Genomic DNA, 12,501 nt, shown 5'->3' with positions numbered 1-12,501 from the left:
TCGGTCCGATGGCCCGATCGACGCTCAGTTGATCGGGTCGAGCTTGGCGATACCCAACGCCAGCGTCTTCACCCCGTGGCGGTTGAACTTGATCTGGGCGCGCGCCTCGGCGCCCTCGCCTTCCAGCGTCGTGATGACGCCTTCCCCGAACTTGTTGTGGAACACCGACTGGCCGACGCGGAAGCCCGTGGCCTCCGCGCGCTTGGCATCGGCGTAGTTCTTGCCGGTGTCCATGCCGCCAGTCGGGCGGCCGGTGTAGGCGTCGTCATCACCGCGCTCGGGGCGCTTGAACCAGTCCTTGCCCCAGGCGGAATCGCCTTGCACACGGCGCGTCGCCTGGTAGCCCGAGTGCTGCGGCGTCAGCCACTTCAGCGTCTCTTCGGGCAGTTCATCAAAGAAGCGTGAGCGAATGTGGTAGCGGATCTGGCCGTGGAGCACGCGGCTTTGCGCAAACGACAGATACAGCCGTTCGCGCGCACGGGTGATCGCCACATACATCAGGCGGCGCTCTTCCTCCAGGCCGTCTTTCTCCATCTGGCTGTTTTCGTGCGGGAACAGGCCCTCTTCCAGCCCGGTGATGAAGACGACGTGGAATTCCAGCCCCTTGGCAGCATGCACGGTCATCATCTGCACGGCATCCTGGCCGGCCTGGGCCTGGTTGTCGCCTGCTTCCAGCGAGGCGTGCGTAAGAAACGCGACCAGCGGCGTCATCTCCGCGGGCGTCTCGTCGGTCACGAGCTCAGAGGCGGTATCGATCTCGCCGCCTTCGATGCGCAGCATGGCGTCGTGGCGCACAGGCAGCGCGGTTGCAATCGCGTCGATGCCGTAACCTTCTTCGGCAACGAAGGCTTGGGCAGCGGTTACCAGTTCCTGCAAGTTCTCGATGCGGTCCTGGCCTTCCTTCTCGCCCTGGTAATGCGTGATCAGGCCGCTGGCATGAATGACGTGCTGGACGATTTCGGGCAGCGTCATCTGGCGCGTGTCGGCACGCATCTGTTCGATCAGGCGCACAAACGCCGACAACTTGGTGCCCGCCGCGCCCGTGAGATACGGCACCGCCGCCGCGAGCGAAATGCCGTATAGCCGCGCCGCATCCTGCAGTTGCTCCAGTGAACGCGCTCCCACGCCACGCGCCGGGAAATTCACCACGCGACCAAACGCGGCGTCATTGTCAGGATTCTCAAGAAGCTGGAGATACGCCAGCGCGTGCTTGATTTCCGCGCGCTCGAAGAAGCGCAGGCCACCGTACACCTTGTAGGCGATGCCGGCCGAAAACAGCGCGTGCTCGATCACCCGCGACTGCGCGTTGCTGCGATACAGGATGGCGATTTCCGACCGCGACATGCCGGTGGCAATGCGGTCGCGGATCTCATCGACGATCCAACCGGCCTCCTGCCCGTCCGTCGCGGCCTGGTAGACACGCACCGGCTCGCCATGGCCGGCATCGGTACGCAGGTTCTTGCCCAGCCGACGCGTGTTGTGCGAAATCAGGTGATTGGCAGTATCGAGGATGTGGCCGTGCGAACGATAGTTCTGCTCCAGCTTGATCCGGTGCTCGACGCGGAATTCGCGTTCAAAGTCGACCATATTGCCAACGTTGGCACCACGAAACGCGTAGATGCTCTGATCATCGTCGCCCACGGCAAAGATGGCGTTGGGCGTGACGCCAGGCTCGCCGAGGCCGGCCAGAATCTTCAGCCAGGCGTATTGCAGCTTGTTCGTATCCTGGAACTCATCAACCAGGATGTGCTTGAAGCGCCGTTGGTAGTGCGCGCGGATAGCGTCGTTGTAGCGCAGCAGTTCGTAGCACCGCAGGAGCAGTTCGGCAAAATCGACCACGCCTTCGCGCTGGCATTGCGCGTCGTAAGCGGCGTAGAGGTCGGCCATGCGGCGGTCGTACTCGTTGGCGATTTCCAGATCGCCCGCGCGCAGGCCCTGCTCCTTGGCGCCGTTGATGAAGTATTGGACGTTCTTTGGTGGGAATTTCTCGTCGTCGATATTGAGCGACTTGAGCAGACGCTTGACGGCGGACAGCTGGTCTTGCGTATCGAGAATCTGGAACGTCTGCGGCAAGCCGGCATCGCGGAAATGCGCGCGCAGCAACCGGTTGCACAGGCCGTGGAACGTGCCGATCCACATGGCGCGCGTGTTGATCGGCAGCATGGCCTGCAGGCGGGCCGTCATTTCCTTGGCCGCCTTGTTTGTAAACGTGACGGCCAGCACACCTGTCGGCGAGACCCGCGCACTCTGGATGAGCCACGCGATGCGGGTGGTCAACACGCGCGTCTTGCCGCTGCCTGCCCCCGCCAGGATCAGCGCCGATTCATCGGGAAGGGTGATGGCAGCGCGTTGTTCGGGGTTCAGATTGGCGAGCAGGTCGGACATGCGGGAGGAGCCTCGGCAGAATCCTGAAATTATACCGGCCGCATTCGCCGCTTCGCCCGTGCCGGACATCGACACGCCGTATAATTCCAAGCTTTCGCCCGCCATTTTCCTGGGCCAAACGTCTTTTTGCGCCCATTGCGCCCCGTCAGCATGACCGATCAAAACCAGTCCCTCGCCAAGAGTTTCGAACCCGCCACCATCGAGCAGAAGTGGAGCGCGGCTTGGGAAGCGATGGGCGTCTCCCGCGCGACGCTCGAAGCCGGCAAGCCCGACTTCTGTATCCAGCTCCCGCCGCCGAACGTGACGGGCACGCTGCACATGGGCCACGCGTTCAACCAGACCATCATGGACGGCCTGACGCGCCACGCGCGCATGGCCGGCGCCAATACGCTGTGGGTTCCGGGCACCGACCACGCTGGCATCGCCACGCAGATCGTTGTCGAGCGCCAGCTGGATGCCCAGGGCGTGTCGCGCCATGACATGGGCCGCGAAAAGTTTGTCGAGAAGGTTTGGGAATGGAAGGAGCAATCGGGCTCGACCATCACACGCCAGGTACGCCGCATGGGCGCCTCGATCGACTGGGAGCGCGAATATTTCACGATGGACCCGAAGATGTCGCGCGCCGTCAGCGACGTCTTCGTGCGTTTGTATGAGCAGGGCCTGATCTATCGCGGCAAGCGCCTCGTCAACTGGGATCCGGTGCTCGGCACCGCCGTATCCGACCTGGAAGTGGTGAGCGAAGAGGAAGAAGGCTCGCTGTGGCACATCCGCTATCCGCTGGCCGAACCGGACACCGTGCGCGGCCTGACACACTTGACGGTGGCCACCACCCGTCCGGAAACGATGCTCGGCGACACGGCCGTGATGGTGCACCCCGAGGACGAGCGCTACGCCCACCTCATCGGCAAGTTCGTTCACCTGCCGCTGACCGATCGCAAGATCCCGGTGATTGCCGACGAATACGTCGACCGCGAATTCGGCACCGGCGTCGTCAAGGTCACTCCGGGCCACGACTTCAACGACTACGCGGTAGGCCAGCGCCACAAGCTGCCCCAGTTGTCGATCCTGACGCTCGACGCGAAGATCGTTGCCGATGCCCCCGCCGCCTATGCCGGCCTGGATCGCTTCGACGCGCGCAAGAAGATGGTCGAAGACCTCGAAGCGCAGGGCCTGCTGGCTGAAGTCAAGAAGCACACGCTGATGGTGCCGCGCGGCGACCGTACTGGCGTCGTCATCGAGCCGATGCTGACGGATCAGTGGTTTGTCGCCATGAGCAAACCGGCGCCGGAAGGCACGCGCTTCCCGGGCCGCTCCATCGCTGAAGTCGCGCTCGATGCCGTACAGAGCGGCAAGATCAAGCTCGTGCCCGAGCAGTGGGTCAACACGTACAACCAGTGGCTGAACAATATCCAGGACTGGTGCATCTCGCGCCAACTGTGGTGGGGTCACCAGATTCCGGCGTGGTACGACGAAGCGGGCAACGTGTACGTCGGGCGCACGGAAGAAGAAGCGAAAGCGCAAGCAGCCGCCAAGGGCTATACCGGCGCGCTCACGCGTGACGACGACGTGCTCGACACGTGGTTTTCGTCGGCGCTGGTGCCGTTCTCGTCGCTGGGCTGGCCGGCCGATACGCCGGAACTGAAACATTTCCTGCCGTCGACCGTGCTGGTCACGGGCTACGACATCATCTTCTTCTGGGTGGCGCGCATGGTCATGATGACCCTGCACTTCACCGGTGAAGTGCCCTTCCACACCGTCTACGTGCACGGCCTCGTGCGTGATTCGGAAGGCAAGAAGATGAGCAAGTCCGAGGGCAACACGCTCGACCCGGTGGACCTGATTGACGGCATCGCGCTGGAGCCGCTGCTGGCCAAGCGCACCACGGGCCTACGCCGCCCGAAGGACGCACCCAAGGTCGAAAAGCGAACGCGCAAGGAATTCCCCGAAGGCATTCCCGCGTTCGGCGCCGATGCGCTGCGCTTCACGTTCGCCTCGCTCGCCACGCTGGGCCGCAGCATCAACTTTGACCCGGGCCGCTGCGAGGGCTATCGCAACTTCTGCAACAAGCTCTGGAACGCCACGCGCTTCGTGCTGATGAACACCGAAGGCCAGGACTGCGGCATGCAGGAATGCGTCGGTGATTGCGGCCCCGAAGGCTACCTGCACTTCTCGCAGGCTGACCGCTGGATCGTCTCGCTGCTGCAGCGCGTGGAAACCGAAGTGGAAAAAGGCTTTGCCGACTACCGCTTCGACAACATCGCCAACGCCATCTACAAGTTCGTCTGGGACGAATACTGCGACTGGTATCTGGAACTGGCCAAGGTGCAAATCCAGACCGGCACACCGGCTCAGCAGCGCGCCACGCGCCGCACGCTGCTGCGTGTGCTGGAAACCGTGCTGCGCCTGGCCCATCCGATCATTCCGTTCATTACCGAAGAACTCTGGCAGAAGGTCGCGCCGATGGCCGGCCGCGCCAAGGGCGACGGCACCGAAAGCCTCGCGCTGCAGGAATACCCGCGCGCGGTGCTGGCAAAGATCGACGAGCAGGCCGAGCAGTGGGTCCAGCAGTTGAAGGCGCTGGTCGACGCCTGCCGCAATCTGCGCGGCGAGATGAACATCTCCCCGGCCCAACGCGTGCCGCTGTATGTCAATGGCGACGCCGAATTCCTGCAGGTGGCCGCGCCGTACGTGCAAGCGCTGGGCAAGCTGTCTGAGGTGAAGGTCTACACGGACGCGGCCGCCATGGAACAGGACGGCGCCGGCGCACCGGTCGCGATCGTCGGCGAGAACAAGCTGCTGCTGAAGATCGAGATCGACGTGGCTGCCGAGCATGCGCGCCTGTCGAAGGAAATCGACCGCCTGCGCGGCGAGATCACCAAGTGCGAAGCCAAGCTCAGCAACGAATCGTTCGTCGCCCGCGCGCCGGCTGCCGTGGTGGAACAGGAACAAAAGCGCGTGACCGATTTCAAAGCCACGCTGGCCAAACTGGAAGCCCAAATTGCACGGCTGCCGGTACAGGCTGCCTGAGCGCCCAGAACAATCGATATCAAGGAAACCACGATGCAACGCGTCACCAAAGCCGTTTTCCCCGTCGCGGGGCTCGGAACCCGCTTTCTGCCGGCCACCAAGGCCAGCCCGAAGGAAATGCTGCCGGTCGTGGACAAACCGCTGATCCAGTACGCCGTGGAAGAAGCCATGGCCGCCGGCATCACGGAGATGATCTTCGTGACCGGCCGCAGCAAGCGCGCAATTGAAGACCACTTTGACAAAGCCTACGAGCTGGAAGCCGAACTCGAAGCCAAGCAGAAGACCGCGCTGCTCGAAGTCGTGCGCTCGATCAAGCCGTCGCACGTGGATTGCTTCTACGTGCGCCAGCCTGAAGCGCTGGGTCTGGGCCACGCCGTGCAATGCGCTGAAAAGCTCGTCGGCGATGCACCTTTCGCCGTCATCCTGGCTGACGACCTGCTGGACGGCGAGCCGCCCGTGATGAAGCAGATGGTCGACCTATACGACCACTACAACTGCTCGGTGATCGGCGTGGAAGAGATCGACCGCGAGCAGAGCCGTTCATACGGCGTGGTCGACGGCCGCCCGTGGGAAGAAGACGGCAGCGTGATCAAGATGTCGGCCATCGTAGAGAAGCCGGCGCCGGAGAACGCGCCGTCCAACCTCGGCGTGGTCGGCCGCTACATCCTGACGCCGCGCATTTTTGATCACATCCGCAACCTCAAACCGGGCGCGGGCGGCGAGCTGCAACTGACGGACGCCATCCAATCGCTGTTGTCTGCCGAACAAGTCCTGGCCTACCGCTACAAGGGCGTGCGCTACGACTGCGGCAGCAAGCTGGGCTACCTGAAGGCAACGGTGGAGTTGGCGCTCAAGCACAAGGAAGTCGCTGACGACTTCCGAGCCTATCTGGCTGCACGCGGCTGAGCCAATAGGCGCGTCGCCATAGAAAAAACCCGCGCAGCGTGAGCTGACGCGGGTTTTTTGTTGCCGGATCGTGTCCCGTCCGTCCGGCGCGGAGTCCCACCCTTTTGCGAGGAGAGGCTGCGGCCTCTTCTTATTGCGGAGCTGCCAACGGCTTGATGGTGTTGTTCAGCAGGCTCCAGTACGAGCTCGTGCTGTACGGCAGCATCTGCTCAACGTAATTCCACCAGAAGTAACCCCCGATGAACCGCGGATCCGCTGCCATCGAGGTGGTACCCATGGGGTAGTACGACTTGATCAGATTCTGCTGCACCGACAGCGGCGCCGACGTACTGGACGTGCCGATCTCACCAAAGCCCACCTTCGCGACCGGGAAGATGCTTTCCAGCAACTTGAAATCGTTTGCCCACGACGGATTCAAACCGGGGCAGTCCTGGTACGGGTAGTAGCTGAACAACGCGTAGTCCGCACCCTGGCGCACACGCGAGGGCAGGAAGTTGGTCGCCCAGGTACGCCAAGAATCCATCGGCAACTCGTAGCAGTTGGTGCCCTTGCCGTCGTCGTTGTAGTACATCGTCACCGACACAAGACCGCCCGCGCCCTTCACGATGTCGTAGGCGTTGCCCACCATCTGACCGATCTGCTGTTCCTGCGACGTCGCCGTCGTAGTCGGACCGCTCGGATTGGCACGCAACCATTCGCCGTTGATTTCATTGGCGATTTCCCATACGTCCACGACATTCTTCAGCGTGCTCACCAACTCGTTGGTGCGTGCGCTGTAGGTCGTCGAGTCGACCGGGAAATAGTATGAATCCATCACTTCGCCCATCACGTAGGCGACTTGATGAAGCTTGACCAGTGGTGCGTAATAGTCGGCTGCCGATGTACCCGGGTCAAAGACCACGCGCACGGTCGGCTTGTACGGCAGGTGCGTAAGCGAGGCCACGATCGCGTTGATGCTGCTGACGTCGTCAAGCGTGACGCCGTAGATAGGTGCCTTCGGGCGCGTGGCCTGCGCCGAGGCGGTTTGTATTCCCAGGCCTGTCAGCGTTGCCGCCGCCGTCAGACCCACCAAAGCGCGCAGGCTCATGCGCGCCGCCCTCTGTGCTGCTTTTTTGGTTTCCAACATTGTGGTTTTCTATTCCCTCGGACGCAAAACGTTACGCCCAGTACTTCGATGGACAAGCGCCGTCCTACCTGTGCGGTATCCCGATGTGGTGTGACTCCTGTAGCACACTGAACACCGAACGGGTGCGAGCGTCAGATGACGCCCCGGTCGGCGAATGGATGCGCGATTAGAGGTCCTGCCGAGTCGATGGATTGATCGGCGGCCGTGCGCTTATGAGTGGACTGGTACAGCTGGCGCGAGCTCACCCGAGGGCAGCTCGCGGCTTGAAAACATGACAAGCCCTGCACTTCAGTTGACTGCCAACCGCGTTCCCCCCGCTGGCAGCCAAGCGGCATGATACCGGATGTTGCCGGGAGATCAACGAAATTTAATGCTGCTTACGCAGCAATAATAAAAAAACCGCGGGTCGGGCAGACACGCGGTTTCTTCGAAACGCCCACGGGATGGACGTCTTGGCGGCACAGCCGTTTTTACTTGTGCCGGTAGTTGATGCGACCCTTCGTGAGGTCGTACGGCGACATTTCCAGCTTCACACGGTCGCCCGCGAGAATACGGATGCGGTGCTTTTGCATCTTGCCCGATGCGTAAGCCCAGATTTCCACGCCGTTTTCCAACTGCACGCGAAAACGATTGTCGGGTAGTGCTTCAGACACCACCCCTTCAAATTCAATCAGTTCTTCCTTGGCCAAACTCGTTCCTTTGTATGCAGCACGCGGCTGCGCCGATGGTTGCAATGATGTGATGACCCACCCGAACCACGCCACACGCCTTGAGCGGCATGCAGCAGTACGCCGCGATCATCTGCCCGGACAGCGGGCCTGGGGGGTACCGAGTTGCACGAAACACAAATCGCGCCCGCCAAAGGCGCGCGCCGTTTCGTGCAAGCGAGAGCGAGGATGGGTGGCGGTCGCAGATGCGCGCCGCCCGACTCGGCGCGGGGTATTCCCCGGTGCTGGACTCAGCCGCCACCGGCCATGATTGGCGCGGCGGCGAGCCGGATTCGCCCGCTATTCTACCACGGGCAGATTCCGCGGTTTCAGGCGCCGTCGGCAGGAAGCGACAGTTCAGGCACGTCGCCATCGATGATGCTCTCAGCGAAGCGCAGGGCTGCTATGCGCGCAGCACCCACATTGCTGAACTGGCGGTCCCCCGAGAGGCGGAAGACCTGAGTCTGCCCCGGCTCGGGCGACTCCCCCGCCCGACAGATCATCACGGCCGCGTTGTAGCTGCGATCCTCCCTGGCCTCGGGCCAGCGTGCCGTGCGTTCATGTTGGAAAGCCAACGGATAAATGTCGAAGCCTTTGTATTGGCCCGCCGGCGAAGTGTCCATCTGAAATGCCCCCTTCTTGAACGTCGAGTGCTGTCTGACTATACACCCGTGTGTTTTGCATGGCGATGAAAGCGACGGCAACGTTTGACTTCGGGCACGGCACAGCGGGCGCGGGCATGTCGCCGCCGCAAAGACTTCCGGAGCAGCGGCGAAAGCTGGTCTACAGAAGTTTCAGAACGTCACCCCTCCTCGGCAGGGTGAAGCGCAATCCGATTGTGCTAGCTTGGATTGGTGCTTGCCGTGGCATCGAAACCGAAGCGTACGCGCTGAGCAAGGCACCCAATCCCAACCCTTTCAAGAATGACAATGCGCCTGATCTCTCCGATTGCCCTGGCGTGTGCCGGGCTGATGCTGTCTGCCTGTGGCGGTGGCGATGGCGGTCCCTTATTGAGCCCGCAAGTCGGCGCTGCTTCCGATACCGCGATTGCGTCGAAAACGGTAGCTACTACTGCCGGGGCCACCACACCTGCTTGCGGAGTCAACGGCACCTCGCCGCTGGCAGGAGTGCAGACGTGGATGTATCAGTTGCAAGGGATGACCACCGGCGCGCAGATTGACGCGCTGGACGCGCAGCCGTACGACATGCTGGTGATTGAGGCCAACAACACCATCAAGGGGCTGGAGAACTTCAACACCGTCGACATGGTGGCGCGCCTGCGCACCAAGCCCGACGGCTCCGCGCGCAAAGTGCTCGCCTACATTGACATTGGCGAGGCCGAAGACTTCCGCACCTATTGGGTGTCGAGCTGGAAGGCACCGACAGCAGACGGCCCCGGCACGCCCGACTTCATCATCAAGGCCGACCCCGATGGCTGGGCGGGCGACTACCCCGTCGCGTTCTGGGACCCCCGCTGGCAAGCGCTCTGGCTCGGGCCGAACGGTGCCGTTGCGCAACTGGCGCGCGAAGGGTTCGATGGCGTCTATCTGGATTGGGTCGAGGCGTACGCTGAACCTTCCGTGGCAGACGCGGCCCAGGCGGCTGGCATCGATCCGGCCAAGGCCATGGTGGATTTCATCACCAGGATCCGCGCGGCGGGCCGCGCCATCAACCCGCAGTTCGCGGTGATCCAGCAAAACGCACCCTCGTTGATCGACGACGGCGGTGGATCAACGTTGCTGGCAACGATCGATGGCATCTCGCAGGAAGACACGTGGTTCGGCGGCAGTTCCGGCGCCGCTTGGGGTAGCGCCTCCGGCGGCGACAAGGCCGCCAGTGCAGATGACACGCAATGGACGATCGACCAACTGCAGAAATACTGTGCCGGGAACGTGCCCGTCTTTACGATCGACTACGCGTTGAAGACCGCCAACGCGCAGAAGGTCTACACGGCCTCGCGCGGGCTGGGCTTCCACCCGCTGGTCTCGCGCATTGCGCTGTCCAAGCCGACGACTACGCCGCCTTGGAGTTACTGACCACGCTCAACGACGCACCGGCCGACGCATCGGCAAAAGGCAGGCCAACGTAGTTTTCGGCCAGCACGCGGGCGCCGGCTGGGGAGCTGGTCACGTAGTCCAGCTCGGCGCGCTGCAGCTTTTGCATGAACGGCGTGTGGTCGTCAAAACGATGCAGCATCGACGTCATCCACCACGAGAAATGCTCGGCGCGCCAGACGCGTTGCAGGCAGCGTTCGGAGTAGCTCGCAAGTTGGTCAGTGTTGTCCTGCTTGTAGCGGGCGGTGAGCGCCTGGGCCAGCACGCGAACGTCAGCCACAGCCAGGTTCATGCCTTTCGCACCGGTGGGCGGCACGATGTGCGCGGCGTCCCCCGCCAGGAACAGGCGGCCATACTGCATCGTTTCGCAGACAAAGCTGCGCATCGGCGTAACGCTCTTCTGTAGGATCGTGCCTTCCTTCAGGCGCCAGCCGTCGTTGTTCTCCAGTCGCGTGTGGAGTTCATCCCAGATGCGCGCATCGGACCATTCGGCCAGGTTCTCATCGGGCTTGCATTGCAGGTAAAGCCGCGTGATCTTGGGTGAGCGCATGCTGAACAACGCAAAGCCGCGATCGTGGTTTGCGTAGATCAGCTCTTCCGCTGCCGGTTCGGCTTTTGCCAGGATGCCAAGCCAGGCAAACGGATACACGCGCTCGAACACCGCTTGCCGCTGTGCCGGAATCGCCTGCCGGCAGATGCCGTGAAAGCCATCGCACCCGGCGATGTAATCGCATTGCAATGTCTGCGGCACGCCGTCGTGGACGAACTGCACCGACGGCGTGGCGGACTCGATGTCGTGCACCGACACCTCGCTCACATCGAACAGCAGCGGCGCGCCCTGCTCCACGCGCGCCGCAATCAGATCCTTGACCACCTCGTGCTGCCCATACACGGTGATCGAGCGGCCGCCCGACATCGCCGTCAGGTCAATACGATGGCGCTTGCCGCCAAACAGCAGGTCGATGCCGTGGTGCACGAGCCCTTCGCGGCGCATCCGCTCGCCCACACCCGCTTCGTTGAGCACGTCGACCGTGCCTTGCTCCAGCACGCCGGCGCGGATGCGCTCTTCAACGTACGCACGGCTCTTGGTTTCGAGGATGACGGCATCGATGCCGTTGCGGTGCAGAAGCTGCCCGAGCAGAAGGCCTGCCGGGCCTGCACCAATGATGGCGACCTGGGTGCGCATGGTGGTTGTCTCCAGATGATTTGGAATCGTTCTGGCAACCATTGTTGGCGGGCAACTTGATATCGCACAATGCAATATTGGCGATAAACTTTATCGCTAATTCAGATAGTGCGTTTGCCATGACTACCCTGCCCGACTTTGACCTGAACCTGTTGCCGATCCTGCTGGCGCTGCATGACGCGCGCAGCGTAAGCATGGCCGCGCAACAGCTTGGTATGAGCCAGCCGGGCGTGAGCACCGCGCTGGGAAAGCTGCGTGCCGCGTTGGACGACCCGCTGTTCGTACGCACCTCGCGCGGCATGGAGCCGACGCCACGGGCGCTGGCGCTGATTCCGGCGGCGCGCGACGTCCTGGCCCGCGTGCAGGAAGGCATTCTCGAGACCGGCGCGTTCGATCCGGCCACCACCACGCACAGGTTCTCGATCTCGTTGTCGGACGTGGGTGAGATGGTCTTCCTGCCGCGCATTGTCGAGGCGATGGCACGGGAGGCGCCGCGGGCGTCGGTGCAGTCCGTGTCGCTGCCGCCGGCCCAGCTCGAACGCGCGCTGGAGACCGGTTCGCTCGACCTGGCCGTCGGTTACTTCCCCGACCTGAAGAAGAACAATTTCTTCCAGCAGCGGCTGTTTACCCACTACTTCACATGCATCGTGCGCGCCGATCATCCCGTCACGCACGGCGGCAACACAAAGCTGTCGATGGCGCAGTTTCTGGAATACGGGCACGCCGTGGTGCGCGCGGAGGGACGCAGCCAGGAACTGTACGAGCGGTTTCTGGAGCGCAAGCGTATCCGACGTACGCCGACGCTGCTCACGCCACATTTCATGAGCATTCCATTCATCCTCGCACGCACGGACTTGATTGCGACGGTGCCACACGCGGTGGGCCTGTCGTTCATGCAATCGCACGCCAACATCTGCGTGATGGAGCCGCCGCTGGAACTGCCAAGCTTCGATCTCAAGCAGCACTGGCATCGCAAGTTCCATAACGACACGCGCAGCCAGTGGTTCCGGGCGCTGGTGTCGTCGCTGTTCAACGACGAGGCGGATGAATGGCGCGAGCCTGGCCATCGGCCCGCGAAACGCAAGAACACGAAGTAGTCGATCCATCCCG

Annotated in this window: 9 protein-coding genes; 4 read left to right on the top strand and 5 right to left on the bottom strand. The window is 62.7% G+C overall.

Going from position 1 to position 12,501, the window contains the following annotated elements:
* Window positions 1–24: 24 nt before the first annotated feature.
* Window positions 25–2,385: a UvrD-helicase domain-containing protein gene (locus ACEN9T_RS13705; RefSeq protein ID WP_413707987.1), complete on the bottom strand. Its 2,361-nt coding sequence runs from the start codon at window positions 2,383–2,385 to the stop codon at window positions 25–27.
* Between the two features lie 150 nt (window positions 2,386–2,535).
* Here ACEN9T_RS13705 and ACEN9T_RS13700 point away from each other — a divergent pair, with 150 nt between their 5' ends.
* Window positions 2,536–5,412 carry a valine--tRNA ligase gene (locus ACEN9T_RS13700; protein WP_413707986.1) on the top strand — a complete coding sequence of 959 codons (2,877 nt, stop codon included), beginning with the start codon at window positions 2,536–2,538 and terminating at the stop codon, window positions 5,410–5,412.
* Between the two features lie 33 nt (window positions 5,413–5,445).
* Window positions 5,446–6,318, top strand: a complete 873-nt coding sequence (gene galU, locus ACEN9T_RS13695; RefSeq protein WP_092969225.1) for a UTP--glucose-1-phosphate uridylyltransferase GalU — start codon at window positions 5,446–5,448, stop codon at window positions 6,316–6,318.
* A gap of 130 nt (window positions 6,319–6,448) precedes the next feature.
* Here galU and ACEN9T_RS13690 read toward each other — a convergent pair whose 3' ends face one another.
* The 3 genes from ACEN9T_RS13690 to ACEN9T_RS13680 all read right to left on the bottom strand — a co-directional run bounded on the left by ACEN9T_RS13690 (window position 6,449) and on the right by ACEN9T_RS13680 (window position 8,774).
* The gene (locus tag ACEN9T_RS13690) at window positions 6,449–7,444 is read right to left on the bottom strand and encodes a hypothetical protein (protein WP_092969222.1); all 996 of its coding nucleotides are present in this window, start codon (window positions 7,442–7,444) and stop codon (window positions 6,449–6,451) included.
* A 470-nt stretch (window positions 7,445–7,914) separates the two neighbouring features.
* Complete coding sequence (gene infA / locus ACEN9T_RS13685) at window positions 7,915–8,133, bottom strand: translation initiation factor IF-1 (protein WP_004631109.1); 219 nt, start codon at window positions 8,131–8,133, stop codon at window positions 7,915–7,917.
* Window positions 8,134–8,480: 347 nt separating this feature from the next.
* Window positions 8,481–8,774: a hypothetical protein gene (locus ACEN9T_RS13680; RefSeq protein WP_004631110.1), complete on the bottom strand. Its 294-nt coding sequence runs from the start codon at window positions 8,772–8,774 to the stop codon at window positions 8,481–8,483.
* 306 nt (window positions 8,775–9,080) lie between these two features.
* Between ACEN9T_RS13680 and ACEN9T_RS13675 the strand changes: the two genes are divergently transcribed.
* A complete protein-coding gene (locus ACEN9T_RS13675) occupies window positions 9,081–10,187 on the top strand; it encodes an endo alpha-1,4 polygalactosaminidase (protein ID WP_413707985.1) in 1,107 nt (368 codons plus the stop codon).
* Here ACEN9T_RS13675 and pobA read toward each other — a convergent pair.
* On the bottom strand, window positions 10,165–11,391 hold the full coding sequence (pobA, locus tag ACEN9T_RS13670) for a 4-hydroxybenzoate 3-monooxygenase (protein WP_413707984.1): 1,227 nt from the start codon (window positions 11,389–11,391) through the stop codon (window positions 10,165–10,167). The genes ACEN9T_RS13675 and pobA overlap by 23 nt on opposite strands.
* A 119-nt stretch (window positions 11,392–11,510) precedes the next feature.
* Between pobA and ACEN9T_RS13665 the strand changes: the two genes are divergently transcribed.
* Window positions 11,511–12,488, top strand: coding sequence for a LysR family transcriptional regulator (locus tag ACEN9T_RS13665; protein WP_413707983.1), 978 nt, complete (start codon window positions 11,511–11,513; stop codon window positions 12,486–12,488).
* Window positions 12,489–12,501 lie beyond the last annotated feature (13 nt).

It is taken from the genome of Ralstonia sp. Ralssp110, from assembly GCF_047325135.1.
Classification (GTDB): Bacteria; Pseudomonadota; Gammaproteobacteria; order Burkholderiales; family Burkholderiaceae; genus Ralstonia; species Ralstonia mojiangensis.
The sequence above is the reverse complement of the archived record's forward strand: the minus strand, read 5'-3'. Positions and strand labels throughout refer to the sequence as shown.